General features: G+C 72.7%; 30 protein-coding genes and 1 tRNA gene. 7 read left to right on the top strand and 24 right to left on the bottom strand.

Annotation, left to right across the window (positions count from 1 at the left end; genetic code table 11):
- The first annotated feature begins 285 nt into the window (after positions 1-285).
- The gene (locus IE321_RS15140; RefSeq protein WP_190223274.1) at positions 286-1,233 is read left to right on the top strand and encodes an oxidoreductase; all 948 of its coding nucleotides are present in this window, start codon (positions 286-288) and stop codon (positions 1,231-1,233) included.
- On the opposite strand, the gene IE321_RS15135 is transcribed toward IE321_RS15140, so the two are convergent.
- The 9 genes from IE321_RS15135 to IE321_RS15095 all read right to left on the bottom strand — a co-directional run bounded on the left by IE321_RS15135 (position 1,220) and on the right by IE321_RS15095 (position 6,962).
- Positions 1,220-2,053, bottom strand: coding sequence for a hypothetical protein (locus IE321_RS15135; protein ID WP_226652061.1), 834 nt, complete (start codon positions 2,051-2,053; stop codon positions 1,220-1,222). The genes IE321_RS15140 and IE321_RS15135 overlap by 14 nt on opposite strands.
- Before the next feature lie 72 nt (positions 2,054-2,125).
- Complete coding sequence (locus tag IE321_RS15130) at positions 2,126-3,052, bottom strand: RNA polymerase sigma factor SigF (protein WP_043224808.1); 927 nt, start codon at positions 3,050-3,052, stop codon at positions 2,126-2,128.
- 236 nt (positions 3,053-3,288) lie between these two features.
- A complete protein-coding gene (locus tag IE321_RS15125) occupies positions 3,289-4,131 on the bottom strand; it encodes an RNA polymerase sigma factor SigF (protein ID WP_043224893.1) in 843 nt (280 codons plus the stop codon).
- A 247-nt stretch (positions 4,132-4,378) separates the two neighbouring features.
- Positions 4,379-4,678: a Dabb family protein gene (locus tag IE321_RS15120; protein WP_043224806.1), complete on the bottom strand. Its 300-nt coding sequence runs from the start codon at positions 4,676-4,678 to the stop codon at positions 4,379-4,381.
- Between the two features lie 9 nt (positions 4,679-4,687).
- On the bottom strand, positions 4,688-4,852 hold the full coding sequence (locus IE321_RS15115; RefSeq protein ID WP_189949201.1) for a hypothetical protein: 165 nt from the start codon (positions 4,850-4,852) through the stop codon (positions 4,688-4,690).
- A 417-nt stretch (positions 4,853-5,269) separates the two neighbouring features.
- A tRNA-Ser gene (locus tag IE321_RS15110) sits at positions 5,270-5,357 on the bottom strand.
- Between the two features lie 100 nt (positions 5,358-5,457).
- Positions 5,458-5,910, bottom strand: coding sequence for a tRNA adenosine(34) deaminase TadA (gene tadA, locus IE321_RS15105; protein ID WP_051842191.1), 453 nt, complete (start codon positions 5,908-5,910; stop codon positions 5,458-5,460).
- A 23-nt stretch (positions 5,911-5,933) separates the two neighbouring features.
- Complete coding sequence (locus tag IE321_RS15100; RefSeq protein WP_043224805.1) at positions 5,934-6,488, bottom strand: tRNA adenosine deaminase-associated protein; 555 nt, start codon at positions 6,486-6,488, stop codon at positions 5,934-5,936.
- A gap of 243 nt (positions 6,489-6,731) precedes the next feature.
- On the bottom strand, positions 6,732-6,962 hold the full coding sequence (locus IE321_RS15095; RefSeq protein ID WP_043224803.1) for a hypothetical protein: 231 nt from the start codon (positions 6,960-6,962) through the stop codon (positions 6,732-6,734).
- 226 nt (positions 6,963-7,188) lie between these two features.
- On the opposite strand from IE321_RS15095, the gene upp reads away from it, so the two are divergent.
- On the top strand, positions 7,189-7,824 hold the full coding sequence (gene upp / locus IE321_RS15090; RefSeq protein WP_043224801.1) for a uracil phosphoribosyltransferase: 636 nt from the start codon (positions 7,189-7,191) through the stop codon (positions 7,822-7,824).
- 30 nt (positions 7,825-7,854) lie between these two features.
- Here the strand turns inward: upp and IE321_RS15085 are convergent, their stop codons facing one another.
- Positions 7,855-8,487: a LytR C-terminal domain-containing protein gene (locus IE321_RS15085; RefSeq protein WP_043224800.1), complete on the bottom strand. Its 633-nt coding sequence runs from the start codon at positions 8,485-8,487 to the stop codon at positions 7,855-7,857.
- 115 nt (positions 8,488-8,602) lie between these two features.
- Positions 8,603-8,899, bottom strand: coding sequence for a type II toxin-antitoxin system VapB family antitoxin (locus IE321_RS15080; protein WP_003999914.1), 297 nt, complete (start codon positions 8,897-8,899; stop codon positions 8,603-8,605).
- A gap of 96 nt (positions 8,900-8,995) precedes the next feature.
- Between IE321_RS15080 and IE321_RS15075 the strand changes: the two genes are divergently transcribed.
- Positions 8,996-10,633, top strand: coding sequence for a helicase HerA-like domain-containing protein (locus IE321_RS15075; RefSeq protein WP_190223273.1), 1,638 nt, complete (start codon positions 8,996-8,998; stop codon positions 10,631-10,633).
- A 22-nt stretch (positions 10,634-10,655) separates the two neighbouring features.
- Here IE321_RS15075 and IE321_RS15070 read toward each other — a convergent pair whose 3' ends face one another.
- From IE321_RS15070 to IE321_RS15055, 4 genes are all read right to left on the bottom strand, one after another.
- Complete coding sequence (locus IE321_RS15070) at positions 10,656-12,203, bottom strand: M28 family metallopeptidase (protein ID WP_190223272.1); 1,548 nt, start codon at positions 12,201-12,203, stop codon at positions 10,656-10,658.
- 392 nt (positions 12,204-12,595) lie between these two features.
- A complete protein-coding gene (gene pip / locus IE321_RS15065) occupies positions 12,596-13,531 on the bottom strand; it encodes a prolyl aminopeptidase (protein ID WP_190223271.1) in 936 nt (311 codons plus the stop codon).
- A gap of 10 nt (positions 13,532-13,541) precedes the next feature.
- Positions 13,542-14,117 carry an RBBP9/YdeN family alpha/beta hydrolase gene (locus tag IE321_RS15060; RefSeq protein ID WP_190223270.1) on the bottom strand — a complete coding sequence of 192 codons (576 nt, stop codon included), beginning with the start codon at positions 14,115-14,117 and terminating at the stop codon, positions 13,542-13,544.
- Between the two features lie 92 nt (positions 14,118-14,209).
- Positions 14,210-14,872 carry a TetR/AcrR family transcriptional regulator gene (locus IE321_RS15055; RefSeq protein ID WP_190223269.1) on the bottom strand — a complete coding sequence of 221 codons (663 nt, stop codon included), beginning with the start codon at positions 14,870-14,872 and terminating at the stop codon, positions 14,210-14,212.
- A 170-nt stretch (positions 14,873-15,042) separates the two neighbouring features.
- Between IE321_RS15055 and wrbA the strand changes: the two genes are divergently transcribed.
- The gene (wrbA, locus tag IE321_RS15050) at positions 15,043-15,651 is read left to right on the top strand and encodes an NAD(P)H:quinone oxidoreductase (RefSeq protein WP_043224792.1); all 609 of its coding nucleotides are present in this window, start codon (positions 15,043-15,045) and stop codon (positions 15,649-15,651) included.
- 251 nt (positions 15,652-15,902) lie between these two features.
- Here wrbA and IE321_RS15045 read toward each other — a convergent pair whose 3' ends face one another.
- Positions 15,903-16,190, bottom strand: coding sequence for a metal-sensitive transcriptional regulator (locus IE321_RS15045; protein ID WP_043224790.1), 288 nt, complete (start codon positions 16,188-16,190; stop codon positions 15,903-15,905).
- Between the two features lie 152 nt (positions 16,191-16,342).
- The gene (locus IE321_RS15040) at positions 16,343-16,759 is read right to left on the bottom strand and encodes a YciI family protein (protein WP_190223268.1); all 417 of its coding nucleotides are present in this window, start codon (positions 16,757-16,759) and stop codon (positions 16,343-16,345) included.
- Positions 16,760-16,892: 133 nt separating this feature from the next.
- Between IE321_RS15040 and IE321_RS15035 the strand changes: the two genes are divergently transcribed.
- Complete coding sequence (locus tag IE321_RS15035) at positions 16,893-17,522, top strand: MarC family protein (protein WP_079022060.1); 630 nt, start codon at positions 16,893-16,895, stop codon at positions 17,520-17,522.
- Between the two features lie 28 nt (positions 17,523-17,550).
- On the opposite strand, the gene IE321_RS15030 is transcribed toward IE321_RS15035, so the two are convergent.
- Entirely contained in the window at positions 17,551-18,447 is an 897-nt protein-coding gene (locus IE321_RS15030) for an alpha/beta fold hydrolase (protein ID WP_190223267.1), read from the bottom strand.
- Between the two features lie 213 nt (positions 18,448-18,660).
- Between IE321_RS15030 and IE321_RS15025 the strand changes: the two genes are divergently transcribed.
- Positions 18,661-19,515: a helix-turn-helix transcriptional regulator gene (locus IE321_RS15025; protein ID WP_226652060.1), complete on the top strand. Its 855-nt coding sequence runs from the start codon at positions 18,661-18,663 to the stop codon at positions 19,513-19,515.
- Between the two features lie 154 nt (positions 19,516-19,669).
- Here IE321_RS15025 and IE321_RS15020 read toward each other — a convergent pair whose 3' ends face one another.
- Positions 19,670-20,734 carry an aldo/keto reductase gene (locus tag IE321_RS15020; protein WP_043224787.1) on the bottom strand — a complete coding sequence of 355 codons (1,065 nt, stop codon included), beginning with the start codon at positions 20,732-20,734 and terminating at the stop codon, positions 19,670-19,672.
- Positions 20,735-20,744: 10 nt separating this feature from the next.
- On the bottom strand, positions 20,745-21,614 hold the full coding sequence (locus IE321_RS15015; RefSeq protein ID WP_372470246.1) for an alpha/beta fold hydrolase: 870 nt from the start codon (positions 21,612-21,614) through the stop codon (positions 20,745-20,747).
- 157 nt (positions 21,615-21,771) lie between these two features.
- Here IE321_RS15015 and IE321_RS15010 point away from each other — a divergent pair, with 157 nt between their 5' ends.
- Positions 21,772-22,245 carry a carboxymuconolactone decarboxylase family protein gene (locus tag IE321_RS15010; protein ID WP_043224784.1) on the top strand — a complete coding sequence of 158 codons (474 nt, stop codon included), beginning with the start codon at positions 21,772-21,774 and terminating at the stop codon, positions 22,243-22,245.
- A 4-nt stretch (positions 22,246-22,249) separates the two neighbouring features.
- Here the strand turns inward: IE321_RS15010 and IE321_RS15005 are convergent, their stop codons facing one another.
- Genes IE321_RS15005 through IE321_RS14990 form a run of 4 tightly spaced genes read right to left on the bottom strand, consistent with a single transcriptional unit; the run spans position 22,250 to position 25,952 of the window.
- Positions 22,250-22,504: a DUF4287 domain-containing protein gene (locus IE321_RS15005; RefSeq protein WP_051842179.1), complete on the bottom strand. Its 255-nt coding sequence runs from the start codon at positions 22,502-22,504 to the stop codon at positions 22,250-22,252.
- 48 nt (positions 22,505-22,552) lie between these two features.
- The gene (locus IE321_RS15000; protein ID WP_190223264.1) at positions 22,553-24,808 is read right to left on the bottom strand and encodes an FtsX-like permease family protein; all 2,256 of its coding nucleotides are present in this window, start codon (positions 24,806-24,808) and stop codon (positions 22,553-22,555) included.
- On the bottom strand, positions 24,805-25,479 hold the full coding sequence (locus IE321_RS14995) for an ABC transporter ATP-binding protein (RefSeq protein WP_190223263.1): 675 nt from the start codon (positions 25,477-25,479) through the stop codon (positions 24,805-24,807). The genes IE321_RS15000 and IE321_RS14995 overlap by 4 nt, the downstream gene beginning before the upstream one ends.
- Positions 25,480-25,535: 56 nt before the next feature.
- Positions 25,536-25,952, bottom strand: a complete 417-nt coding sequence (locus IE321_RS14990; protein WP_226652059.1) for a protein kinase family protein — start codon at positions 25,950-25,952, stop codon at positions 25,536-25,538.
- Positions 25,953-26,109: the final 157 nt, after the last annotated feature.

The following is a 26,109-nucleotide window of genomic DNA, read 5'->3' as shown; positions in this document are numbered from 1 at the left end:
GCTGGGTGCGGTGGGGCCGGATCCGGCAGGGCCGGGCGCGGCGGGGCCAGGCGCGCTGGGGCCGGGTGCGGCGGAGCCGGCCGCCGTGGGACCGGACGTGGCGGAACCGGACTCCGTGGGACCGGCCGCCGTGGGGCCGGACGTGGCGGAACCGGACTCCGTGGGGCCGGACGTGGCGGGCGCGGGGCCGGGTGCAGTGCTCACGTGTCGATGCTAACGCGGTGCCGTCGATGTCACCCATCGGCATGTTTGACACCGGGTGACATCAAAGGCAGTGTGTGTCGCATGAGTCGTACGCCAACGCGGCACTGGACCGCCGACAACATCCCCGACCTCACCGGCCGGATCCACGTCGTCACCGGGGCCACCGGCGGCCTCGGCCTCGCGACCACCCGCGCCCTCGCCCTGCGGGGCGGCCGGGTGGTCCTCGCCGTACGGGACGAGGAGAAGGGGCACCGAGCCGTCGCCGGTCTCGCCGCCGAGGGGATCGCCCCGGACCTCCTGACCGTCCGCCGGATCGACCTCGCCGACCTCGGCTCGGTGCGCGCCTTCGCCGAGGGCCTGCGGGCCGAGCACCCGAGGCTGGACGTCCTCGTCAACAACGCGGGCGTGATGGGGCCGCCCCGCACGCTCAGCGCCCAGGGCCACGAGCTCCAGTTCGCCGCCAACCACCTCGGCCACTTCGCCCTCACCGGCCTGCTCCTGGACCGCCTGCCGGACGGCGGCCGGGTCGTCACGGTCAGCTCGCTGGTGCACCGGCAGGGCGAGCTGCGCCTCGACGACCCCGCCTCCCTCACCGGCGAGCGCGGCTACGCCCCGATGGCCTTCTACAACCGCTCGAAGCTCGCCAACGCGGTCTTCGGCCACGAGCTGCACCACAGGCTCACCGCCGCCGGCAGCCCGGTCCGCAGCGTCCTCGCCCATCCCGGCTACACGGCCACCGGCCTGCAGACCCGTGACGTCACCGGCCTCGCGCGCTTCTTCTACGGCCGGATCGGCAATCCGCTCCTCGCCCAGCGCCCGGAGCGCGGCGCCCTGCCCCAGCTGTACGCGGCGACCGCCCCGGAGGCGGCCGGCGGGGAGTTCATCGGCCCGGACGGCCTGGGTGAGCTGCGCGGCTCCCCGACCCGGGTGAAGCCCTCGGCGACGGCGGCCGACCCGGAGACGGGCCGCCGCCTCTGGGACCTCTCCGAGGAGCTGACGGGGGTGCGGTACGGGCTCACCGCCAGCTAGCGGTCACCTCGCGGGTGTCGACGCGCATGCCGAGCGGCACCCGCCAGGACTCCACGCAGACCGTGTACGTCCGCTTCCGCGTCGCCCCGGCGGCGATCGGGGCCGGCAGCGGCTGGGTGGTGGTGACCGTGCCCCAGTCGATGCCGAGCGCGCCGATGACGTGGGTGGCGAAGCTCGCGGTGCCGGACGTGGCGGGGGAGCCGCCGGTGTTCCGGAAGGTCACGGTGACCTGCTCGCACCAGCGCTGCTCGCCGTCCGCGGTGACCGGCTCGGAGACCGTGAGCACGGCCGGGCCGGGCGAGGGCGTCGGCGTGGACGGCCGGGGCGACGAGGTGGTGGGCCGGGGCGTGGGAGTGGCGTCGGGGGTACGGGGCGGCGCCGTGGTCGCGCCGGACGAGGAGCCGCCGCCGGATGACCCGCCGGACGGCGCCCCCGACTCCGTACGCCCTCCGGAACCGCCGCCGGGACCCGTGCCGGACCCCGAACCGGACCCGGAGGAACCCGCGCCGGTGCCGGAGCCCGCCCGGGTGCCCGGGCCGGAGTCCGTGCCCGTACCGGTCGAGGGCGACTCCCCCGGGGGTGCCGGGGATTCCGCGGCGCCCGGGGGCGGGGAGGAGGTGCTGGAGGTGGTGCCGCTCGCCGTGGGGCTGTCCAGCGGGACCAGGGTGACCGCGCCCGAGGGGGCGACCGCGCCGCCGGGCGAGGGACCGGCGCCGACCGCCGTGAACCCCTCGCCGTCTCCTCCGCCTCCACACGCGGTGAGCGCTCCGCCGAGGCAGAGCGCCACCGCCACGAGTACCGGCTGCTTCCTGCGCCTCATGCGCCCCAGTGTGGCTGACGGAACGTCAACAAGGGGCGCATTCGCGGAAGTCGACCGGAATCCGGCTGGACGTCAGTCGGAGATCAGGCCCTCGCGGAGCTGGGCCAGCGTGCGGGTGAGCAGCCGCGAGACGTGCATCTGCGAGATGCCGACCTCCTCGCCGATCTGCGACTGGGTCATGTTCGCGAAGAACCGGAGCATGATGATCTGCCGCTCCCGGGGCGGGAGTTTGGCGAGCAGCGGCTTGAGGGACTCGCGGTACTCGACGCCCTCCAGGGCCGTGTCCTCGTAGCCGAGGCGGTCCGCGAGGGAGCCCTCGCCGCCGTCGTCCTCCGGGGAGGGCGAGTCGAGCGAGGAGGCCGTGTACGCGTTGCCGACCGCGAGGCCGTCGACGACGTCCTCCTCCGACACCCCAAGGACGGCGGCGAGTTCGGGCACCGTCGGCGAGCGGTCGAGCTTCTGCGCCAGCTCGTCGCTGGCCTTGGTGAGGGCGAGCCGCAGCTCCTGGAGCCGGCGCGGCACCCGCACCGACCAGGAGGTGTCGCGGAAGAAGCGCTTGATCTCGCCGACGACCGTCGGCATCGCGAACGTCGGGAACTCCACGCCCCGTTCGCAGTCGAAGCGGTCGATCGCCTTGATCAGGCCGATGGTGCCGACCTGGACGATGTCCTCCATCGGCTCGTTGCGCGAGCGGAAGCGGGCCGCCGCGTACCGCACGAGCGGGAGGTTCAGCTCGATGAGGGTGTCGCGGACGTAGGTCCGCTCCGGGCTGTCGGCGGCGGCCCCCTCGGTGTCGAGGGCGCGCAGCCGCAGGAACAGGGAGCGGGAGAGGGTGCGGGTGTCGAGCGCCTCCGGGGCGACGACGGGCGGCGGCGGGGCCGGCAGCGCCCCGCTCTCGGCGGCGGTGGACGCCGTCGTCTGCGTGGGCACGGGCTCGGGCACGAGGACCGGAACGGGCGTGAGCGTGAGCACCTTCGAGCTGCCCTGATCTGCGGACATGCCACCCCCTAGAGGTCGCGGACGGTCGCGGTGGGCCGCGACCATCGGAGGAACGCAGCTTCCACCTGAATACCGGCCGTGGGGCTGCGGCAAACGCGTCCCCAGCAGAATGTCACATGTCGGCAACACGCTGTAGTGACTTGTCGACAAGGAGTGGGCGCATATCCGCAGGAAACAAGGGGTGTACGGCATTTGGGGTGGCGCCGAACTGCTCCGAACCGGTCTACCCGTTCCGGTTACGCCTCGATCCTGTTTGCGGATCTCAACCGGGCGAAGCTCCGGGCGAGGAGCCTTGACACGTGCATCTGCGAGACCCCGAGCTCCTGGCTGATCTGGGACTGCGTCAAGTTGCTGTAGTAGCGCAGCATCAGGATCCGCTGCTCGCGCTCGGGCAGCTGGACGAGCAGGTGCCGGACCAGGTCGCGGTGCTCGACGCCGGCCAGCGCAGGGTCCTCGTAGCCGAGCCGGTCGAGCAGTCCGGGCAGCCCGTCGCCCTCCTGCGCCGCCTCCAGGGAGGTGGCGTGGTAGGACCGTCCGGCCTCGATGCAGGCGAGCACCTCGTCCTCGCCGATCCGCAGCCGTTCGGCGATCTCGGCGGTGGTGGGGGAGCGTCCGTGAGCCGTCGTCAGGTCCTCGGTGGCGCCGTTCACCTGCACCCACAGCTCGTGCAGCCGACGCGGCACGTGCACGGTGCGGACGTTGTCCCGGAAGTACCGCTTGATCTCGCCGACCACGGTGGGCATGGCGAAGGTCGGGAACTGCACCCCGCGGTCCGGGTCGAAGCGGTCGATCGCGTTGATCAGCCCGATGGTGCCGACCTGGACGACGTCCTCCATCGGCTCGTTGCGCGAGCGGAAGCGGGCCGCCGCGTACCGCACCAGCGGGAGGTTGGCCTCGATGAGCGCCCCGCGCACCCGGTCGTGCTCGGGAGTCCCCGGCTCCAGGTTCTTGAGCTGCCCGAACAGCACCTGGGTGAGGGCCCGGGTGTCGGCGCCGCGGCTGCTCCGGGGGCGGGGGGTGTCCGCCGCCCCGGCTCCCTCGTGCTGGGGCGGGACCTGAGGCGCTGTACTGGCCGGCACGTTCACGCCACCCCTTTGGCTGGTGTAGCTGGCTATGGGTCAACTACAGGCAAACGATCAATTCATCCATCAAAAGCGGTCATAGCATCACAAGACATGTCCACTGTGTGCAAGCACCGCATAACCACGTGTTGAAGGCATGGTGGACGAAAAAGCGGAGGCCAGAGGCGCCTGAGGTGGAAACGCGCGAGACCCCCCGCCCGTACGGCGGGGGGTCTCGGAGACGCGCGGGGCCGAACGGCCCGGATCAGCCCTCGAAGGGGTAGTCCGCGATCACCCAGGTGGAGAACTCGCGCCACAGCCCGACACCGGCCTGGTGCGCCGGGTGGTCCAGGTAGCGCTGGAGCGCCTCCAGGTCCTCCACGGCCGAGTTGATCGCGAAGTCGTAGGCGATCGGCCGGTCCGACACGTTCCAGTCGCACTCCCAGAACCGCAGCTCGGGGATCTGCCCGCCGAGCGCGCGGAACGCCTCGACGCCGGCGACGACGCGCGGCTCGTCGCGCTTGACGCCCTCGTCGAGCTTGAAGAGGACCAGATGGCGGATCACGGAGGGCTCCTAGTTGATGAGTTCGGTCATGAACTCTCCGACACCCTTGGCGGCGCTGGAAAGGCCCTCGAACCCTATCTGGACCAGCTCCGCGGAGCGGTCCGGGGCCGTGATGATGGCGTACAGGATGAAGACCCCGAACGCGTAGACCGCGACCTTCCTCGCCTGGGACATCGGCCCCTCCCCTCCCCGTACCGTCACCCCGCCTCGGCGGTGGCCCACTCTAACCGAGGCTTTATGGACCAAGGGCCCGGCGTTCGGGGTCTTTCGCCGTCCCCCGGAAGGGTGAGGGGGGAGCAGGATGGATGTCGAGCCCGGCGGATCTGGCAGGAATCCGCGGGGCACATGGAACCGGACCGCACTGCGGGGTCCGCGCCGCGAGCTTCCCCCTGACTGCGGCGCAGGACTTGTCGGACCGGTTCTCATCGGGGGGAGCGGCTTGTCCCCCCGATGCCGCTCCCCCCGTCCTCTTCCAGGGCGGACGGCACGAGAGAGGGCCCCGGCGGCGCGCCGGGGCCCTCTCCCGTACGCGGTCGTACCCGTCGCGGCAACGCCGAAGGGCCCGACGCTTTCGCGTCGGGCCCTTCGTAGTGGCGGTAGCGGAGGGATTTGAACCCTCGGTGAGTTTCCCCACACTCGCTTTCGAGGCGAGCTCCTTCGGCCGCTCGGACACGCTACCGAGAGAGAGCTTAGCCCAAAGTCGGCCAGGCAAGAAATCCGTATCCCCGCGCAGGTCAGCGGGTGCTTCGACGGGTGGCCGACGGGTGGCCGACGGGTGCTCAGCGGGTGCGGAAGAAGGCCGTGAGCTGCTCCGCGCACTCCTCGCCGAGGACGCCGCGGACGACCTCGGGGCGGTGGTTGAGGCGCTGGTCGCGGACGAGGTCCCAGAGGGAGCCGGCGGCGCCCGCCTTCTCGTCGTCGGCGCCGTAGACGACCCGCGCGACCCGGGACTGGACCAGGGCGCCCGCGCACATCACGCAGGGCTCCAGGGTCACGACGAGGGTGCAGCCGGTCAGCCGCCACTCGCCGGTGGCGGCGGCGGCCCGGCGCAGGGCCAGGACCTCCGCGTGGGCGGTCGGATCGCCGGTCGCCTCCCGCTCGTTGCGGCCGAGGGAGAGGACCTCGCCGGAGGGGGCGAGCACGACCGCGCCGACCGGTACGTCACCGGCCGGCACGGCCGCGGCGGCCTCGGCGAGGGCGAGGCGCATGGCGTCCCGCCAGGATTCCGGCACGGGGCCGGGTGCCGCGGACTGCACTAGCGGACGGCCTCCAGGATGTCGGAGGCGCCGATGGCGTCGGCGATCTCCCCGAGGGCGTCCTCGGTCAGCCCGAGCAGGGTCCGCTCCGGCATGCCGAGGTCCGCGAGGATCCGGCCGTCGCCGAGCGGGCCGGCCGGCGCGATGCCGGCGCTGCCGGCGGAGGCGTCGTCCTCGTCACGGTCCTCGCCGGCCGCGTGCTCCGGCTCGCCGTCCTCGGTGCCGTCCAGGTCCGCGAGCTTGTCGAGCTCGTCCAGCTCGCGGTCCGGGTCGTCGTCGCCGAGCAGTTCCGAGGTGAGGATCTCCCCGTACGAGGAGCGGGCCGCGGCCGCCGCGTGGGAGACGTAGACCCGGGGGTCGTCCTCTCCGTCGACGCGGACGACGCCGAACCACGCGTCCTCCTGCTCGATGAAGACGAGGACGGTCTCCCCTTCGTCGGCCGCCGCCTCACGGGCGAGATCGACCAGGTCCGCCAGCGTCTCCACGTCGTCGAGCTCCGTATCGCTCGCTTCCCACCCGTCTTCGGTGCGCGCGAGCAGTGCGGCGAAGTACACCTGACTCTCCCACTGATCAGAGGTGTGATGATCCGGCGGCGCGCTCCTGAGCCCCGCCCAATCGGCATCGTGACAGAAACGACGGCCTCAGGAGAGGTCTTCGGCTCTTGCGTCGTGCATCAGTCTGAACCACACCGCGTTCGGGTGGGCGTACGACCCCGGCGCACAGAGGGGGCGCACGGCGGGCGCGGGCCGGGCGGGTGCGGCGGGGGCCGCCCGGGCCGCGCCCGGGGCCCGGTGCGCTCACCAGCGGAAGGTGCGCATGCGCATGGCCTGTCTCATCCGGGCCGCCCGGGCGCGCCGCGGCTGGACGCGGTCGCGCAGCGCCTTCGCCTCGCCGAGCTCGCGGAGGAACTGGGCGCGGCGCCTGCGGCGCTCCGCGTCGGTCTCCGTGCCGGTCTCCGGCTGTGTCTCCGGCGCCCGGGGCTCCGTGTCGGCCCCGGCCTGGCCGGATCTGTTCTTCGGGTCGGGCATCGGCCACACCACCCCATCGCTGGGTCCCTGTGCTCCCCACCTTGCCGCAGCGGTCCGGATCCATGCCAGTGGTAGGTCACCGACTTGCCAGGCCCGTGGGAGCGCCGGGGCGCAGGTCCGGGACGGGGCGGTGTCTTCCGTGCCCCGGCCCGGGTCGGGGACGGTGTCGCCCGTGCCCCGGTCCGGGTCGGTGTGGACGGCGCACGGCGCGGGCTACTGTTGAGTCATGCGTCTCCACGTCGTCGATCACCCGCTGGTCGCCCACAAGCTCACCACCCTGCGCGACAAGCGCACGGACTCCCCGACCTTCCGCCGGCTCGCCGACGAGCTGGTCACCCTGCTCGCCTACGAGGCGACCAGGGACGTGCGGACCGAGCGGGTCGACATCGAGACCCCCGTGACGCCGACGACCGGCGTGAAGCTGTCGTACCCGCGTCCGCTGGTGGTGCCGATCCTGCGCGCCGGGCTCGGCATGCTGGACGGCATGGTGCGGCTGCTCCCGACCGCCGAGGTCGGCTTCCTGGGCATGATCCGCAACGAGGAGACGCTGGAGGCGTCGACGTACGCCACCCGGATGCCGGAGGACCTGTCCGGGCGCCAGGTGTACGTGCTCGACCCGATGCTGGCGACCGGCGGCACGCTGGTCGCGGCGATCCAGGAGCTGATCCGGCGCGGCGCGGACGACGTCACGGCCGTGGTGCTGCTGGCGGCCCCGGAGGGCGTCGCGGTCATGGAGCGCGAGCTGGCGGGGACGCCGGTGACGGTCGTGACGGCCTCGGTCGACGAGCGGCTCAACGAGCACGGCTACATCGTCCCGGGCCTCGGCGACGCCGGTGACCGGATGTACGGCACCGCCGAGTAGCGGTGCCCCCGGGCCCGGCGGCCGCCGGGTTCAGCAGCGGGTCGGTGCCGGCTTGGGCTTGTTGAGGGCCACCAGTGCCGCGTCCGCGGTCGCCTTGGGCGACAGGGCCTTGAAGGCCGTACCGATGATCAGGTCGACGTCCGCCGTGGTGCGGGCGTCGACCTTCGTCGTGGCGCCCGCGAGTTGGGTGCCGAGGACGGCGAAGGAGCCCTTGGTGGCGGCCGGGGCGCCCAGCAGCAGTCCGGCGCCGGTGACCTTCTTGTCGTAGGCGGCGGGGGCGTTCCCGATCTTGCCGATGGCGAAGCCGCGCTTCTTCAGCTCGTCCGCGGTGGCCTTGGCGAGCCCCTTGCGCGGGGTCGCGTTGTAGACGTTCACCGTGACCTGCGCGGGCTTCGGCGGCTTGGCGGCGGCGGGGGTGGCGCTCGGCGCGGGTGCGGGCTTGCAGTCGGCCTGCTTGCCGGCGGTGGTCTTCCTGGTGTCGTCGCCACCGGAGAAGACGTCGACGAGCTGGAGCGTGCCCCAGCCGGCCGCGCCGAGCACGACCACGGCGGCGGCGGAGGCCAGGACGATCCTGCGCCGGCGGTGGGGTCGACGCATGCGCGGGTAGACATCCCCCGTGATGCGGTACTTTCCGCCCATGCCGGGGGGAGTGAGCATGCTCATGGGCGCAGCGTAATGCCGCCCGTGCGCGATGCCTACTTGATGATCATGTGATCACGGCCGGATGGGGGCGAACTGCCCCCGAAAGGATCAGCGCGCGACGGCCTCCGGCGAGGCGTCAGTCCAGTTCGAGCACGCGGGCGTGGAGCACCTGGCGCTGCTGGAGGGCCGCGCGGACGGCGCGGTGCAGTCCGTCCTCGAGGTACAGGTCGCCCTGCCACTTCACCACGTGCGCGAAGAGGTCGCCGTAGAAGGTGGAGTCCTCCGCGAGCAGGGTCTCCAGGTCCAGCTGGCCCTTGGTGGTGACGAGCTGGTCGAGGCGGACCGGGCGCGGGGCGACGTCCGCCCACTGCCGGGTGCTTTCCCGGCCGTGGTCGGGATACGGCCGGCCGTTTCCGATGCGCTTGAAGATCACACGGAAAGCCTACCGGGCGAGCGGCTCCCGGCGCAGCCACGCGGCACCGATGGGATGCTGGTGCAGACCATGACATAAGCGACATTGGGGTGCCGCATGAGCGAGACGGAGCAGCCGCCGACGACCCCGGAACGGCCGCCGGCGCCCCCGGAGCCGGTGCCGGGGCCGGTCGCGGAGATCGCCGCCGGGTACGCCTTCGAGGGCCCCGCGCTCGACCTGGGCGCCGTGCTGTGGGACGGCGTCTGTCACCCGGACGCGCGGGTGCGGATCCCGCTGCCCGTCCTCAACCGGCACGGCCTCGTCGCGGGCGCCACCGGCACCGGCAAGACCAAGACCCTCCAGCTGGTCGCCGAACAGCTCTCCGCCCAGGGCGTCCCGGTCTTCCTCGCCGACATCAAGGGCGACGTCTCCGGCGTCTCCGCCCCCGGCCGGGACGGCGAGAAGGTGCGGGAGCGGGCCGCGCAGGTCGGCCAGGAGTGGACGCCCACCGGATTCCCCTGCGCGTTCTACGGCCTCGGCGGCATCGGCCCTGGCGTCCCGGTCCGCGCCACGGTCACCAGCTTCGGCCCGGTGCTGCTCTCCAAGGTGCTCCAGCTGAACCGGACGCAGGAGCAGTCCCTCGGCCTGATCTTCCACTACGCCGACTCCAAGGGCCTGGAGCTGGTCGACCTGAAGGACCTGCGGGCCGTGGTCGCCTTCCTCGTCTCGGACGTCGGCAAGCCCGAACTGAAGGGGATCGGCGGCCTGTCGACGGTGACCGCGGGGGTGATCCTGCGCGCGCTGACCGCCTTCGAGCAGCAGGGCGCGGCCGGCTTCTTCGGGGAGCCGGAGTTCGACACCGCGGAGTTCCTGCGGACCGCCCCGGACGGGCGGGGGACGGTCTCCGTCCTGGAGCTGCCGTCCGTGCAGGAGCAGCCGCAGCTCTTCTCCACCTTCCTGATGTGGCTGCTCGCGGACCTCTTCCACGACCTGCCGGAGGTCGGCGACCTGGAGAAGCCGAAGCTGGTCTTCTTCTTCGACGAGGCCCACCTCCTCTTCAAGGGGGCGTCGAAGGCGTTCCTGGAGTCGATCACGCAGACGGTCCGGCTGATCCGGTCCAAGGGCGTGGGCGTCTTCTTCGTCACCCAGACCCCCAAGGACGTGCCGGCGGACGTCCTCGCCCAGCTCGGCAACCGGGTGCAGCACGCGCTGCGCGCCTTCACCCCGGACGACGCCAAGGCCCTGAAGGCGACGGTGCGGACCTTCCCCGACTCGGCCTACGACCTGGAGGAGGTGCTGACCTCGCTCGGTACGGGCGAGGCGGTGGTCACCGTACTGAGCGAGCGGGGCGCGCCGACGCCGGTGGCCGCGACCCGGCTGCGGGCGCCGGAGTCCCTGATGGGTCCGGTCGACCCGGCCGTGCTGGAGGCGGCGGTGAAGGGCTCGCCGCTGTACGGGCGGTACGCGCAGGCGGTGGACCGCGAGTCGGCCTACGAGCGGCTCTCGGCGGACGAGGCGGCGCGCTCCGCGCGGGCTGCGGAGACCGCGGCCCGCGCGGAGCGGGAGAAGGCGGAGCGGGAGGCCGCGAAGAAGGCGGCGGGAACGGAGCGGGCGAGGGCCCCGGAGGAGGAGCCCTCGCTCGTCGATCAGGTCGTCGGCAGCGGGATGTTCAAGTCCCTCGCCCGGTCGATCGGCACCCAGCTGGGCCGGGAGATCAGCCGCTCGATCTTCGGCACGGCCCGCCGCCGGCGCTGAACCACCCGGCTCGCGTCCGGACCTACTCGGTCACGCCGTGGTCGTGGTCGTGGCCGCCGCCCGCCGTGCCGCCGGCGGTCGGCACGGAGTCGACCGGCTTGCGCAGCGAGGAGATGTCGTGGGCGTAGGTGCCCACGGCGTTGGCGATGACGTCGATGTTGGCGTCGAACGCCTTCATGTTGACGTTGGTGATGTCGTCGCCCTTGGCGTGGTAGTTCACGTCGTAGGCGACGCCCGCCTCACCGCCGAACAGGGCGGCCTGCTCGGGGGACTTGATGCCCTCGGCGCCGGTGAAGGTGCCGCCGGAGGCGATGCCGGCGTCGACGAACGGGCCGTAGTCGGAGCGGCCGTCGAAGTCGGTGCCCAGGTGCGGGAGACCCTGCTTGTCCATGAAGTCGGTGATGTCGCGCTCCAGCTGGGCCGAGCCCGCCGGGCCCGCCTCGGCGCCCACGCCGTCCGAGTTGTCGCCGTCGTACACGAACAGGCCGTAGTTCGGCGAGGCGATCATGTCGAAGTTCAGGTAGAGCTTGATCTCCTTCCTGTCGAGCTCCGACAGGTTGGCGACGTAGTGCTCGGCGCCGAGCAGGCCGTTCTCCTCCGCGGACCACCAGGCGAAGCGGACCTTGTTGCGGACCTTGTCCTTCGACTGCGCCAGCTCCAGGGCGGCCTGGAGGATGCCGGCGGAGCCGGAGCCGTTGTCGTTGATGCCGGGGCCGGCGGTGACGGAGTCGAGGTGCGCGCCGAGCATCACGGTGTTGGCGGCGTTGCCGCCCTTGGTCTCCGCGATGACGTTGTTGGTGGAGCGCTTCTCGTTGAGCTGGCGGACCTCGAAGGAGAGGTTCACCGCGCCCTTGGCGAGGTCGGCGGCGAGCTGCTCGCCCTCGGCCTGGGAGAGGCCCGCGGTCGGGATCTTGCCGGCGTCGGCGGCGCCGAGGGTGCCGGAGAGCAGGCCCGCGGTGTTGTTGTAGACGATCGCGCCGACGGCACCGGCCGCGGCGGCGTTCTCCTGCTTGGCGGCGAAGGTGCAGCCGCCGCGCTTGATCAGGGCGATCTTGCCGGTGAAGGTGCCGGAGGCGAAGTCGCCCGGCTCGCAGCCGGTGGTGCCGTCGGCGTCGACCGGGACGGCGGCCAGCGCGGCGGTGAGGCCGCCGACCGGGGTGGACTTGGTGTAGGTCATCGCCCGGATGTCGAGCGCGCGGGGCGCGGAGCCGAGGACGGAGGCCTTCTCGGCGAGGGTCTCGGTGTAGACGAAGTCGAACTTCTGGTACGAGACGTTGTAGCCGGCCTTCTTGAGCGTCGTGTAGACGTAGGCGGCCGAGGCGTCGTGGCCGAGGGAGCCGGCCGCGCGGTGACCGCCGGCGGAGTCGGCTATGGCCTGGAACTTCTGCAGGTGCTTGAAGGCGTCCTTGCCGGTGGTCTCGCGGACCAGCTTCTTCGCCAGCTTCGCGGCGTCCCGGGCGGGCGCTGCGGCGGGGTCCTTGACGGCGGTGGCCGGCGAGGCGAGGACCAGGGGAGTGGCGAGGGCCGCCGCGGCGAGGATGGCCGCGGCGCGACGCTGTGTTGCGTTCACAGAAGTCCTTCCCGATGGGGACGAGGTTGAGGGGAAGTTAGCCACCGTGAGGGTGTTCTGTGAACACGTTCGGCGCAATTCATGTCACCTTGAACAGGATTGACATCTGGAATTCTCAGTTCCCGGACGATTTGCTGTCCTTGGCGGCTTTCGTGGCCGCTTCGTCGGCGGCGGCGGAGCGGTGGCCGCCCTCCTCGCCGTACGCTCCGGTCGTCTTCCGCCGGCCCCCGGGCCGGGGACACGTCGAGGGACGCGGCGAGCGGGGAGCGGCCGGTGCGCGCGTCGGTGGCGGGCCGCCGGGCGAGGGGGGTCCCGGGGCCCTGGGTGCCCGGGGTGCTCTCGGGGCTCATGCTTCGATGATCCCGCCGCGGGCGCGGGGCCGCCCGGTGGAGTCAGCCGTCCGCGAAGCGCTCCAGGGCCTCGACGACCAGCCGGCGGGTCTCCCCGCCGCCCAGGTGGCCCGCCCGCTCGACCACGCGCAGCTCGGCGTCGGGCCAGGCGCGGGAGAGCTCCCAGGCGGTGGTGAGCGGCCCGCCCATGTCGAGCCGGCCGTGGATCAGCACGCCGGGGATGCCGGCGAGCCGGTGGGCGTCCCTGATCAGCGCGCCCTCCTCCAGGAAGGCGCCGTGCGCGAAGTAGTGGGAGCAGATCCGGACGAAGCCGAGCCGGGTGTCGTCGACGCGGTCGGTGTACGGGGTTCCCATGCCCTCCATCGACAGGACGGCGTCCTCCCAGGCGCACCAGTCGGCCGCGGCCCGCTCCCGGACGGCCCGGTCGGGGTGGTTCATCCGGGCCGCGTAGGCGCCGACCGGGTCCTCCGCGTGGTCCACGCCGGCCCGGAACCGCTCGTGCGCCTCGGGGAAGAAGCGGCCGACGCCCTCGTACAGCCAGGCCGTCTCGGAGCGGCGGGTGGTGGTGACGGCGGGGATGACGATCTCGCTGACCCGCTCCGGGTGCGCCTGCGCGTAGGCCAGGATCAGCGTCGAGCCCCAGGAGCCGCCGTACAGCAGCCAGCGGTCGACGCCCAGGTGGGCGCGGAGCCGCTCCATGTCGGCCACCAGGTGGGCGGTGGTGTTCACCGAGAGGTCGGCGGCGGGGTCGCTCGCGTGCGGCAGGGAGCGCCCGCAGCCGCGCTGGTCGAACAGGACGATCCGGTACTTCTCCGGGTCGAAGAGCCGGGTGGAACCGGGGGAGGACCCGGAGCCCGGCCCGCCGTGCACGACGAGCGCGGGCTTGCCGTCCGGGTTGCCGTGGACCTCGTAGTGGACGCGGTTGCCGTCGCCGACGTCGAGCAGGCCGGTCGCGTACGGGCTGGTCTGGGGGCGCATCCGCCCGACGTTACTCGGCGCCGACGATCCGGGTCTCCGGGTTTTCGCACCAGCGCAGGACGGCCGGCCAGGGCCCGAAGCCGGTGTCGGGGTTGAGGTGCCCGCCGCCCGCGACGAGGTCCGGGTCGAGGCCGAGCGGGGTGCCGTAGTGCGCGTCGGCGCCCTCGGGGCAGTACGGGTCGCCGTCGCCGTACACGAGCCGTGCCGCCACCCCCTCCTCGGCGAGGTCGAGGCCGTCGGCGAAGGCGGCGATCTCGGGGATGGAGGCGGTGACGCCGGGGGAGGGCGGGGCGACGAGCAGCACCCGGTCGCCGGCCGGCCGGCGCGCGCCCGCGCGCAGCCAGAGCAGCACGGACAGGCTGTGCGCCAGGACGACGAACTCGCCCTCGGCCGGCCGCTCGCCGTGCTTCTCCAGGGCCGCCAGCCAGTCGTCGAGGACGGGCGCGTCCGGCTCGGGCAGCTGCGGATGGCGGACCTCGTGGCCCCGGGCGCGCAGCTCGCCGGCGAGCCAGTGCTGCCAGTGCCCGGCGGGCCGGTGGTTCTGGAAGCCGTGGAGGATGAGGAAGGTCTTCGGCGCGGTGGTCATGGGGCGATCGTGGGTCGTCGCCGGAGGCCCGGTCCAGGGGATTCCGAGGGGTGGACGGGCGGGGCGACGGGGTGGACGGGCGGGGCGCCGCCCTACGTCCGCAGTGCGAGCAGCTGCCGCACCCCCGCCTTGACCCGCTCGGCGGGCAGCCCCTGCTCCACCGTGAGGTGGTGCATGAGGTCCGGCGAGAAGGACCCCAGGAGGAGGTGGGCGAGCAGCGCGGAGTCGGCGCCGGGCCGGATGCGGGACAGCAGCATCGCGACGTGCGTGTGCATGACCTGGTAGGCGCCGCTGTGGTAGCGCGCGCGGGGGGCGGCCGAGTGCGCGGCGAGCAGGATGGCGCGCTGCTCGGCGACCCGGTCGACGAGCGCGTCGAGGAAGGCGTCGAGCCGTTCGCCGGCGGGGGCGCCGGGGCCGAGCGGCGGCGGGCCGCTCATGTACGCCTCCTGGAACTGGCGCTCGCGGTCGTCGAGGAGCGCCCACAGCAGCTGGGAGACGTCGCCGAAGCGGCGGTAGACGGTGCCGACGCCGATGCCGCTGGCGTGGGCCACCTGGTTCATGGTGACGGCGTCGGGGCCCTTCTCGGCGACGATCCGGGCGGCGGCGTCGAGGATCCTGCGCCGGTTGCGGGCGGCGTCGGCGCGCTCGGTGGCGGGGCCGGCGGCCGGTCCGGTGCCGGGCGCGGCCGGCAGCACGGTGAGCAGCGGCGGGGATCCGTCGCCGGTCCCCGGTGTGCCCGGTGTTCTCGTGCCCATCGGCCCGTCCCTGCCCTTCCTCGCGCCCCCGGTCGTCGGTCTCCCCGTCCTTCGAGCATACCTGCCCCGGTTGCCATCCGGATTGCTATCCGTTTAGGCTCGCCCCAGCTAAACGGAAACGAATCCACTTAGTCGGTCCGCAGGGATCGGTCCGCAGCGAGGAGCCCGTCATGTCCGTCAAGGTCGCCGTCGTCTACTACTCGTCCACCGGTGCCGTGCACCAGCTCGCCCAGGCGGTCGCCGAAGGCGCGGAGAAGGCCGGCGCCGAGGTGCGCCTGCGCCGGGTCCCCGAGCTGGCCCCGGACGCCGCGATCGACGCCAACCCGGCCTGGCGCGCCCACGTCGACGCCACCGCCGGCGTCGAGCTCGCCACCCTCGACGACCTGGAATGGGCGGACGCGTACGCGCTCGGCTCGCCCACCCGCTTCGGCAACGTGGCGGCCCAGCTCAAGCAGTACGTCGACACCACCGGCGGCCTGTGGCAGCGCGGCGTCATGGCGGACAAGCCCGCCACCGCCTTCACCAGCGCCCACAACCTCCACGGCGGCAACGAGTCCACGCTGCTCGCCCTCTACAACACCTTCCACCACTGGGGCTCGGTCATCGTCTCCCCCGGCTTCACGGACCCCGCCGTCTACGCGGCCGGCGGCAACCCGTACGGCACCGCCCACCCCGCCGCCAACGGCGCCCCCGCCGAGAACGTCCTGGCCGCCGCCCGCTACCAGGGCACCCGCCTCACCACGATCGCCAAGCGCCTGAAGGGCCTCCCGGTCGACTGACCCCCTCCCCCGCACACGCGCGCACCCCCGGCGGAAGGCTTCCACCGGGGGTGCGTACGCGTCGTACGGGGTTACGCGGGCGCCTCGGCGCTCAGGCGCTCAGAGGCGGGGGCGCTCGGTGGCACGGGGGCTCAGGCGCTCGGGCACTGAGACGCCAGGGTGCACGGGCGCCCAGGTGTTCGGGCACTCAGATGTCCGGGTGCACGGGCGCCCAGGTGTTCGGGCACTCAGGCGCGCAGGCGCGCAGACGCTCAGGCGAGCGACAGGAACAGCTTCTCCAGCCGGGCCCGCATCTTGTCCGGGTCCTCGCCGTCCCGCTTCCCGTTCTCCATCTCGGTCAGGCACTGCTGGAGCCCGGTCGCGATGATCGCGAACCCGGCCCGGTCCAGCGCCCGCGAGGCGGCCGCCAGCTGCGTCACGACCTCCTCGCAGTCGCGCCCCTCCTCGATCATCCGGATCACGCCGGAGATCTGGCCCTGCGCCCGGCGCAGCCGGTTCAGCACGGCCTTGAGCTCCGCGCCCGCGAGATCGAGTTCCACAACCACTCCTCCAGCAGATACCCCAGGGGGCAGTACAACCCCCGCACCGGGGATCCATCGACTTCCAAGGATGACACCCACCCCCGCCATTCCCGGCGCCACGGTCCGGACCCGCGCCCCTCCCCACCCGCCCCCTCCGGGCCCGGCCCCGCTCAGTCCCGTGAAGGCCCCATCTCGTCGATGCGGCGGATGACCACCGGGTGGGTCGGGGCGCCGGGGGGCTGGGGGCAGCGGTTGATGCGGGCGGCGATCTCCGTGACGCGGTCCAGGTCGGCGCAGTCCAGGACCCAGTAGCCGGCCAGGACCTCCTTGGTCTCGGCGTACGGGCCGTCCGTGACGACCGGGCGGCCCTCGGCGTCCAGGGAGACCAGCCGGGTCTCGCCCGGGTCGGCCAGGCCCTGGCCGTCGAGCATCTCGCCGCTCTCGATCAGCTCCTTGTTGAGCGCGTTCATGAAGTCGAACATCGCCGTCAGGGACTCCTGGTCCCAGGCCGGGCTCTGCGCCGCGCCGCGCCCGGACATCGCCTCGTAGTCGGCGTGCGATCCCTGCACCATCACGAGGTACTTCATGGTGTCCTCCGTACGTGCGTGTCGTGTGAACCTCTCTCGAAGGTGGGTCGGAACCGGACCGGGGCTTTCGACACCGCGCGGGTGGAATCCCCAAATCCATCCGGAATCACCCGACCACCCCATGATGTCCGCTGTGCAGTCCTTCACCTTCTCCGCCGCGTTCATCACGTTCTTCTCCGTCATCGGCCCACCGAAGGTGCTCCTCGCCTTCGCCGGACTGGCGCAGGCCCACCCGGTCCGGCAGCTCCGCACCATCGCCCTGCTCTCCTCCGCCGCGGCGGTCGTCGTCGGCATCGTCACCGGCGGCACCGCCCCCTGGCTCCTCGACGTCTTCCACATCAGCACCCCCGCCCTCCAGCTCGCGGGCGGCGTCATCTTCTTCATCTACGCCGTCGGGCTCGTCCTCGGCATGCACCTCGGCTCCGACGGCCCGCACGACGACTCGCCCGACACCGTCAGCGGCGTCCGCGAACTCCTCATGCCGTACGTCGTCAGCCCCCTCGCCATGACCGCCCTGCTCATCGAGGCCGCCGCCCGCTACTCGGTCAGCTGGCGTTCGACCGTCGTCGGCGCCTACATGGCGGTCATCGCGCTCGACCTCGTCTGCGTCCTGGCGCTCGCCCGCGTCCTGCGCCGCACCCACCACACCACCATCGAGCTGCTCGGCCGGCTCCTCGGCCTGCTGCTCGCCGCGGTCGGCGTGGACCTCGTCCTCGACGGCCTCTCGGACCTGGGCGTCCCGGGCCTGGGCCGGTACGAGTGACCGAGCGGCCCGCGGGCCCTCGACGGCCTCACACGTCCAGGAAGTCCGTCACCGTCCGCACGAACTCGTCCTCCTTCTCGAAGAAGACGACGTGCCCCGCGTCGATCTCCGCGTACGCGCTGCCGCCGATCGCCGCCGCCAGCTCCCGGCTGTTCTCCACGGGCACGGTCGCGTCCCGGGTGCAGCCGACGACCAGCACCGGCGCGGTGATCCGGGGCAGCAGCGCCCGGATGTCCACGCCCAGGTCGAGCGCGACGTGCCGCAGCGTGCCGGGCGTGGGCGGCATGTTGGGGATCAGCGCCTCGACGCCCTCGCGGCCCACCCCGTTGAGGAACCCCCGGCTGAACCCGGTCATCGTCACGCTGCGCCCGAAGCCCGCCGGGTCGTGCTCGCCCAGCCGCTCCCACAGCGTGAACAGGTTCCGCAGGTACTCGTCGCCCTCGGTGTGCGCCCAGCCGGCCACCAGGACCAGCCGGTGGACCAGGTCGGGCCGGAGCGCGGCCACGGCCGCCGCGACCGGCGCCCCCATCGAGAACCCGAGCAGGTCCACCGGCGCGCCGCCGGCGTCCTCGACGACCCCGATCACCTGCGCCGCGAGCCCCTCGACGGTCAGCTCCCCGCCGTCGTCGACGGTCCGGTCGGCACCCGACAGATCGGGGGTGATGACGGTCCGGGAGGACGTGAACCGGGGCGCGGTCCGCCCCCAGTTGATGACCGCGCCGCCCGAACCGGTGCCGTGCACGAGCAGCAGGGCCGGTGCGGCGGAGGCGTGCCCGGCGGACGTGTTCCCGGAGGCGTGGACGTCGTAGTGGACGCGGGCGGCGCCGACGGCGACGGTGCGGGCGGTGACGGTGGGGACGGCGGGGACGACAGAGGTGGCGGGGGTGGCGGTGGCAGTGGCAGTGGCAGTGGTGGTGATGGTCATGGCGGTGGGTGCTCCCGACGGATACGGATACGGATACGGACGCGGATCGGATACGGATCGCGCTCCGGCCGGCCGCCGCGGCGGACCGCGGCGTCACCGGACCGGCTGACACCGAGGACGATGCCGCCGTACGGAGACCACCGGGAGAGCCCTCCTCACCCTGGGACCGCCGGTCCCTGGTTCGGCCCCCGTCCCTCCGGCAGGATGATCGTCATGGCCACGACGATCGACCGGCGTGAACTCGCCGACTTCCTGCGCCGCCGCCGCGAGCGGGTCACCCCCAAGGACGTGGGCCTCCCGGCCGGTCCGCGCCGCCGCACCCCCGGGCTGCGCCGCGAGGAGGTCGCGCAGCTCGCGGGCATGTCGGCGGACTACTACATCCGCCTGGAGCAGGCGCGCGGCCCGCAGCCCTCGCCGCCGATGCTCGCCGCCCTCGCCCGCGCGCTGCGCCTGGACGCCGACGAGCGCGACCACCTCCACCTGCTGGCCGGTCACCGCCCGCCGGCCGGCGCCGTCGCGGGCGAGCACGTCGCCCCCGGCCTGCTGCACCTCCTGGACCAGCTGCCGACGACCCCCGCGCAGGTCCTGAGCGACCTCGGCGACGTCCTCGCCCAGAACGCCCCGGCCCGCGCGCTGCTCGGCGGCGTCTGCACGGTCTCGGAGCACGGGCGGAACGTCGTCTGGCGCTGGTTCGCCGACCCCGCCGCCCGTACGGCGTACCCGGCGGAGGAGCACGCGTACTACAGCCGGCTCCACGTCGCCGACCTGCGCGCCGCCTACGGCCGGCGCGGCGGCGACCCGGCCTCGACCCGCCTGGTGCAGCGGCTCCGGGCGGCCAGCGAGGAGTTCGCCGGGCTGTGGGCCGAGCACGAGGTGGCCGTCCGCCGCCACAGCCGGATGCGCGTCCAGCACCCGCTGATCGGCCCGGTCGACCTGGACTGCCAGGTCCTCCTCGCCCCGGAGGGCGAACAGCGCCTGGTCTTCCTCACCCCGCCGCCCGGCACGGACACCGCCGACCGCCTCGCCCTCCTCACGGTCGTGGGCACGGAACAGTTCGACGCCGTCTGACCGGCCAGGGGAGGGGAGGGGAGGGGAGGGGAGGGGAGGGGCCGCCCGGTCATGATCCGGAGGACGGGGGCCCACCCCGGCCGGTCAGGCCCGCCCCGGCCGGTCAGGTCCCGTTCCGGCCGGCTGGGACCCTCCAGCCGCCCCGCTCGCCCCGTCAGGACCCGGCGGCCGCCCGCTCACCCAACGGCCGCCTCCGCAGGGCCGGTTCGGTGAGCGACGGCGGGCGCCAGACGCCGTCCGCCCGGTAGAGGTCCGTCCCCGGCGGAACGATCGCGTCGATACGGTCGAGCACCTCGTCGCTCAGCACGAGCGAGGCGCCCTTCAGCAGTCCGTCCAGCTGCTCCCCGGTCCGCGGCCCCAGGATCACGGAGGTGACGGCGGGGTGCGCGGCGACGAAGGCGACCGCGAGCTCGGGCAGCGTGCAGCCGATCTCCTCGGCGAGCAGGGCGAGTTCCTCGACGGCGTCGAGCTTCGCCACGTTCTCGGGGAGGGCCGGGTCGAAGCGGTGCGGGGTGATCGCCGCCCGCCCGCGCGTCAGATCGACCCCGCGCCCCTTCCGGTACGCCCCCGACAGGTAGCCGGAGGCGAGCGGCGCCCACGTCAGCACGCCCATCCCGTACCGCTGCGCCACCGGCAGCACCGCGGTCTCCACGCCGCGCGCGAGCAGTGAGTACGGCGGCTGCTCGGTCCGGAACCGCCGCAGCCCGCGCCGCTCGGCGACCGCGTGCGCCTCGACGATCCGCTCGGCGGGGAAGGTCGAGCAGCCGAAGGCCCGGATCTTGCCCTGCGAGACGAGGTCGCCGAGGACGTCCAGGGTCTCCTCGACGTCGGTGCGGTGGTCGGGCCGGTGCACCTGGTAGAGGTCGATCCGGTCGGTCCCGAGCCGCGCCAGGCTGGCCTCCACGGCCCGCGTGATCCACCGCCGGGACAGCCCGCCGCGGGCCGGCCCGTCCTCGCCGACCGGGAAGTACACCTTGGACGCGAGCACGGTCTCGTCCCGGCGGCGCGGATCGCGCAGCGCCTTCCCGACGATCTCCTCGGACTCGCCCGCCGAGTACATGTCGGCGGTGTCGACGAAGTTGACGCCCCGGTCGAGGGCGGAGTGGATGATCCGCACGGCGTCCTGGTGGTCGGGGTTGCCGACCGATCCGAACATCATCGTGCCGAGGCAGTAGGTGCTGACTTCGATCCCGGTCCCGCCGAGTATCCGATAGCGCATGCGCCGCACCCTAGGGCCTGGAGCGGACTCCAAGGCAAGCCCCGTCCGGGTCCGCCGGCCCGTCGAGCTCCCGCAGGAACGCCGCCACGGCCCCGTACACCTCGTCCGGCCGCTCCAGGTGCACGTCGTGCCCGGCCCCCGGCAGGCAGACCCCGCGCAGCCCCGGCCGCCGCCGCGCCATCCCGTCCCACTGCTCCGCGTCGACGATCCCGTGCTGCCCGAGGACCGCGAGGAGCGGTACGTCGACGGCGTCCCACTCCTCCCACCAGGAGCGGACGGCGTTCTCGGCGAGCGAGGCGGCCAGCACGCCGGCGTCGAACCGCGGCCACCACCCGCCGTCCCGCTCCTCCAACCCGGAGGCCCACCCCTCGCCGACGGCCCCGCCCCCGAAGTGCGCGACGGCCGCCTCCCGGCTCGCGAACGGCACCGGCCACCCCCGCAGCCACCCGGCGACCCCCGCCACGTCCTCGGGCGTGGACCCGGCGGGCCCGGCCTCCACCAGTACGGCCCCGGTGACCCGGGGATCCCGCCGCGCCGCCGCGAGCAGCGCGGCATGCCCGCCGTACGACTGCCCCACGAGCGCGAACGGCCGCCGCCCGGACCCCCCGAACGCCTCCACCACCCCCAGCACGTCGTCCACGTACGCCGCCCGCGACACGTCCTCCGGAGCCCGCTCGCTCCCCCCGTGCCCCCGCTGGTCGAGCGCGAGCACCCGGTACCCGTCCCCCCGCAGCGCCCGTGCGAGCCCGTCCCACTCCCCGCAGTGCCCGGCGAGCCCGTGCAGCAGCAACACCCCGACCCGGCCCTCCTCGTCACCGCCCCAGTCGCGCAACGACAGCCGCACACCCGCCCGCACGAACTCCCGAGTGACGTAGCTCACACCCATCCGCCCCCTGCCCCTGTCACAACCGCCCCCCGCCCTCCGTCAACCCATTGAAAGCACAAGGAGCCCCCGGAGAACACCCCGGCAAGGCACCACCCGACACACCCAACACACCCAACACACCCAGCTCACGCAGAACTCACGGAGGAACCCCATGGACGCCCGCCTCAACCTCTTCGCCAGCCCGATCGCCGCCAAGGTCGTCAAGCACCTCGCCTCGGCCGGCTTCGGCATCCCGGACGCGGTCCTCCCGCACAGCACCCAGGAACTGGTGAAGATCCGCGCGAGCCAGATCAACGGCTGCGGCTTCTGCCTCGACATGCACACCAAGGACGCCGCCGCGGCCGGCGAGACCGCCCTCCGCCTCCACCTGGTGTCCGCCTGGCGCGAGGCCAAGGTCTACACGGAGGCGGAGCGCGCCGCCCTCGAACTCACCGAGCAGGGCACCCGCCTCGCCGACCACCACACCGGCGTCACCGACGCGGCCTGGGAGAACGCCGCGAAGCACTACGACGAGGAGCAGCTCGCCGCGCTGGTCTCGCTCATCGCGCTCATCAACGCCTTCAACCGCCTCAACGTCATGACGCAGCAGCCGGCCGGCGACTACGTCCCGGGCCAGTTCGCCTGACCGCCTACCGGCCGTCCTCGGCCCGGACGGCCGCCACGAGCGCGTTCGCGTGCCCGTGCCCGAGCCCGTACTCGCTCTTCAGCCAGGCGACGAGATCCATGTGCCTGTCGAGCGGCGAGGAACGGATGACCTCGAACCACTCGGACACGGGCCGCCCGTACTTCTTCTCGATCGACGGGAAGTAGCTGGCGGGACCCTTGGGAGCGGAAGCGGTGGACACGATGACCTCCAGGACGACTCGGAAACGGGGACAGGACATGAGACCCCTCATCCCCCGGAAACTCATCGCACCGCGCCCACCCGCTCCTCAGTCCCGCCGGATGTGCTCCGGATCCACGTGCCGCCGCACCATCGGCACGGAGGCGACCCCCGCCACCACCAGCACCCCCACCGCGCTCCCCACCAGCACCGGCAACCCCTCCCAGTCCCAGTGCACGGCCCCGCCCCCGGTGATCAGATAACTGGCCTCGGCCAGCCACCCCGCCACCACGGCCCCTCCGAGCCCCACCCCCAACGGCACCACCACCTGCACGACCTGCACCCCCCGCAACGTCCCCGCCCGAGCCCCCAACAACCCCAACGCGGCCACCTGCCCCCGCCGCTCCAACCCCCGATCAGCCACAGAAACCACAAACGCGGCCACACCCACGACGAGCCCCAGCACCATTCCGGTGCCGAGCAGTCCCCGCACGACGGCGAGCTGGGCCAGTGCCTCGACGGCGATCCCCACTGGTTCGACCGGCGCGGTGGGGACCACGGCCCCGATCCCGTCGAGCACCTTCCGTACGGTTTCGGCATCGGCCCCGGAAACCAGCGTCAGACTTCCGGACCGGGCCGCGAGCCCCCTGGGTGCCAGAGAAGGTGGCACGAGCAGGCTGCCGGAACTGGCGATGGAGATGTCGTACGGGCGGATGTCGACCCGGTCGGGCGGGACGGCGAGCGCGGTCTTCCGGCCGCTCTCCAGCTCGAAGGGAAAGCGCCCACCGGGTTCCGGGTCCTCCCAGTACGGCGCCTGGACGTCACGCAGCTGCTGGATCCTGCCATCGAGGCAGCCGGCCGCCCGCTCGGTCAACGCCTTCAACTGCGCGCAGGTGGCGACGATCGCCGTCACCGTCGGCTTCGTCTCCCCGTCGAAGTCGGTCCATGACTCGTACGACACGACGTGGTTTCGGACACCCGGTACCCGCGTCAGCGTCGCCCGTTGCGCGGGGCTGACGTTCTTCAAGTCGATCCGGTACTCCTGAACCGGTGCCGTACGCCGGCTCACCTGGTCCAGCTCGATGAGCACGCCCTGGGTGAGCGAGGCCCCGAACACCAGCAGGACCAGCCCGGTGACCACCCGCAGCGAGGATCCCGGGTCGACTTCCGTACGCCGCATCGCCAGCGTCAGGGGAAGCGAGGTGGAGACCTTGGCGATCCGCCGCGCCAGCCAGGCGGTGACCGGAGGCAGCCCGAAGACGAGCCCCGCCCCGGTCAGCAGGACGGCACACGGTACGAGCGTCGAACTGGCGGAACCACCGGACGGGTCCTTGCCCATGACGCTCATCGCGCAGTAGCCGCCGATCACCCCCAGCCCCGGGACCAGCAGCAGCGCCCCGAACCTTCGCGGCGGCGTGCGCTCAGCGGTCCGGCGCACCGAGATCGGCGAGAGCGCGGCCCGCCGGGCGCTGAACAAACCGACGACCCACGCGAGCGCGGGACATCCCACCAGACACACCGCCACGGTCGACCACTCCGGCCGCCCGTCCGCCGGGTACCACCGCAGCCCGGGGAGCCCGGTCCGCGACACGACCTCGTTGACCGCGAGGTATCCGGCGAGCCCGAGCACCGCTCCGAACGACGCCGCCGCGACGGTCTCCCCGGCGTTGACCCGCACGGTGCCTTTGATGCTGAGACCTACCAACCGCAAGGCCGCGAGCCTTCGCGCGCGCGACTCGCCGGAGAGACGCGCGCAGACGGACAGGAAGATGACGAGGGGAAGGAGGACGACGCAGGCGAGCGTGAACCGGAGGATGTCGAGCGTCGAGGGTTCAAGAACGGGATGCCAGGGGTGGGCGTTCCCGAAGCTTCCGAGGGGAAGCGCCTCCGGGATCCGGTCGGCTGTGGTCCCGATGTAGGCGTAGAGGTCGTCGGGTCCCCCCAACCCTTCCGGGGCGATCATGCCGATGACCTCTCCCGGAACGAGCCCCCGTGCTCCGGGGTCGGTCGCCATGATCCGGCGGAGCTTCGGCGACACGATCGCTTCGCCGGCGGCGGGCAGCCGGTCGATTCCTGGAGGCAGCGGAGTGGTGCCCGGCGCCGTGCGGGCCAGGAACGTCCGCTGGAACGGCTGCGAGCCGTAAGGGTCCAGCAACTCGTAGAAGAGGACGTTGCTGTGCTTGGCGGGCAGGAGCTCCCTGGCCTGCGTCCTCGCGTCGTGTGCCGAGATGATCGTGGGGATGGTCATCACGGCGGCGAGGCAAGCCACACCGACTGCGGCTCCGAGCGACATGAGCAGGAATCGGATGCGCCCCCGCCGGCCGCTGCCCCAGAGGAGACGCAACCCGAGCAGGAAGGGGCTCACGCCATCACCCGCTGGGCAAGGACCCCGTCCGACATCGTGTACTGGGAGTCGGCCTTCGCCGCGACAGCGGCGTCGTGAGTGACGATGACGACCGCTGTGCGTTGGCTCCTGGCCAACTGCAGGAACTCATCGAGCACATGGGCCGCGTTCGTGCTGTCGAGGGCTCCGGTCGGTTCGTCCGCGAAAACGACGTCCGGCCGGTGTACGAGGGCGCGGGCGACCGCGACTCGTTGCGACTGCCCGCCGGAGAGTTTCGAGGTCCTGCGGCGAAGGAGGTCACCCATGCCCAGTCTGCCCAGCAACTGGGCGGCGATCACGTGCGCACGAGCCTTGTCGATGCCGGCGAGGCGCAGCGGCAGGGCCGCGTTCTCCTCCACGGTCAGCTCGGAAAGCAGCTCTCCGTACTGGAAGACGAACCCGATCCGCTCGCGACGTAAGGCGCTCAACTCCGTGTCGGGAAGCGCCGAGAGCTGCACTCCGTCGAAGGAGACGCTGCCGTTGGTGGGTGGGAGCACGCCGGCGAGGCAGTACAGCAGCGAGGATTTGCCCGACCCGCTGCTGCCCATGATCGCCGCCACTTCGCCGCGTGCGAGGGTGAAATCGGCGGAGCGAACCGCATGCTGCTCGCCGTAGAAGAGGTCCACGCCCTGGGCGCGGAGGATGATGTCCATCGTTCGAGCTCCCATGAGAAGGGGAGCCGCCCGAAGGCGGCTCCCGTGACTGTCGACTACTTCCGCTTGTACAACCGGAGCGGCGTGCAGTTGTCCGGCCTCAGGGAGCCGCGGTCCCGGCAGAGATGCATGCGGACCTCTTTCGTGACGAGGACCGCGCCGTCGGAGAGCACCTTGTCCACCTTGACGGACTTCCGCTGGACCCCCCTGATCTCGCCCCACGGGTAGGAATAGACCCTCAGGCGGAGATACACGTTGTGCCCGTCGTTGGCCTTCTCGTCCTTGAGGACGCCCTTCACGTGCAGCCCGCTCGGGACGACCTTCTTGGACTGCCACGCCCACGCGCCCTTGAAGCTGGCGCCCGAGGTGGTGAGGTTCAACTCGTGCCAGGAGTCCGCGACCGCGACCCCCGCCCCACCGAAGAACAGCCCCGCGACGATCGCCGCGGTCATCGACTTCCGCAACTTCCCCATGAATTGCTCCTGTTCGCTAAAGAGCCGACTGGCCGTCACAGAAAGTATCGGCTCCGCTACGGACAGATCCGAGCAGGAACGTAAATCCCCTCCGATCAGCCCCCGATCCGGTGAACGGAAGGTCGAAAAAGAAGCTCTTCGGTACCCCGGCGGGCCC

It is taken from the genome of Streptomyces hydrogenans, assembly GCF_014656075.1.
GTDB classification, from domain to species: Bacteria; Actinomycetota; Actinomycetes; order Streptomycetales; family Streptomycetaceae; genus Streptomyces; species Streptomyces hydrogenans.
The sequence above is the reverse complement of the archived record's forward strand: the minus strand, read 5'-3'. Positions and strand labels throughout refer to the sequence as shown.

What these genes read in the sequence shown, in the direction of transcription:
- IE321_RS15085 (WP_043224800.1), bottom strand. Translation starts at nt 8,487, where the DNA reads ATGAGCATGCTCACTCCCCCCGGCATGGGCGGAAAGTACCGCATCACG.
- IE321_RS15115 (WP_189949201.1), bottom strand. Translation starts at nt 4,852, where the DNA reads ATGTCCCAGGCGAGGAAGGTCGCGGTCTACGCGTTCGGGGTCTTCATC.
- wrbA (WP_043224792.1), top strand. Translation starts at nt 15,043, where the DNA reads ATGTCCGTCAAGGTCGCCGTCGTCTACTACTCGTCCACCGGTGCCGTG.
- IE321_RS15140 (WP_190223274.1), top strand. Translation starts at nt 286, where the DNA reads ATGAGTCGTACGCCAACGCGGCACTGGACCGCCGACAACATCCCCGAC.
- IE321_RS15055 (WP_190223269.1), bottom strand. Translation starts at nt 14,872, where the DNA reads ATGGGCACGAGAACACCGGGCACACCGGGGACCGGCGACGGATCCCCG.
- pip (WP_190223271.1), bottom strand. Translation starts at nt 13,531, where the DNA reads ATGCGCCCCCAGACCAGCCCGTACGCGACCGGCCTGCTCGACGTCGGC.
- IE321_RS15030 (WP_190223267.1), bottom strand. Translation starts at nt 18,447, where the DNA reads ATGACCATCACCACCACTGCCACTGCCACTGCCACCGCCACCCCCGCC.
- IE321_RS15010 (WP_043224784.1), top strand. Translation starts at nt 21,772, where the DNA reads ATGGACGCCCGCCTCAACCTCTTCGCCAGCCCGATCGCCGCCAAGGTC.
- IE321_RS15020 (WP_043224787.1), bottom strand. Translation starts at nt 20,734, where the DNA reads ATGCGCTATCGGATACTCGGCGGGACCGGGATCGAAGTCAGCACCTAC.
- IE321_RS14990 (WP_226652059.1), bottom strand. Translation starts at nt 25,952, where the DNA reads ATGGGGAAGTTGCGGAAGTCGATGACCGCGGCGATCGTCGCGGGGCTG.
- upp (WP_043224801.1), top strand. Translation starts at nt 7,189, where the DNA reads ATGCGTCTCCACGTCGTCGATCACCCGCTGGTCGCCCACAAGCTCACC.
- IE321_RS15040 (WP_190223268.1), bottom strand. Translation starts at nt 16,759, where the DNA reads ATGAAGTACCTCGTGATGGTGCAGGGATCGCACGCCGACTACGAGGCG.
- IE321_RS15060 (WP_190223270.1), bottom strand. Translation starts at nt 14,117, where the DNA reads ATGACCACCGCGCCGAAGACCTTCCTCATCCTCCACGGCTTCCAGAAC.
- IE321_RS15025 (WP_226652060.1), top strand. Translation starts at nt 18,661, where the DNA reads ATGGCCACGACGATCGACCGGCGTGAACTCGCCGACTTCCTGCGCCGC.
- IE321_RS14995 (WP_190223263.1), bottom strand. Translation starts at nt 25,479, where the DNA reads ATGGACATCATCCTCCGCGCCCAGGGCGTGGACCTCTTCTACGGCGAG.
- IE321_RS15130 (WP_043224808.1), bottom strand. Translation starts at nt 3,052, where the DNA reads ATGTCCGCAGATCAGGGCAGCTCGAAGGTGCTCACGCTCACGCCCGTT.
- IE321_RS15095 (WP_043224803.1), bottom strand. Translation starts at nt 6,962, where the DNA reads ATGCCCGACCCGAAGAACAGATCCGGCCAGGCCGGGGCCGACACGGAG.
- IE321_RS15075 (WP_190223273.1), top strand. Translation starts at nt 8,996, where the DNA reads ATGAGCGAGACGGAGCAGCCGCCGACGACCCCGGAACGGCCGCCGGCG.
- IE321_RS15005 (WP_051842179.1), bottom strand. Translation starts at nt 22,504, where the DNA reads ATGTCCTGTCCCCGTTTCCGAGTCGTCCTGGAGGTCATCGTGTCCACC.
- IE321_RS15135 (WP_226652061.1), bottom strand. Translation starts at nt 2,053, where the DNA reads ATGAGGCGCAGGAAGCAGCCGGTACTCGTGGCGGTGGCGCTCTGCCTC.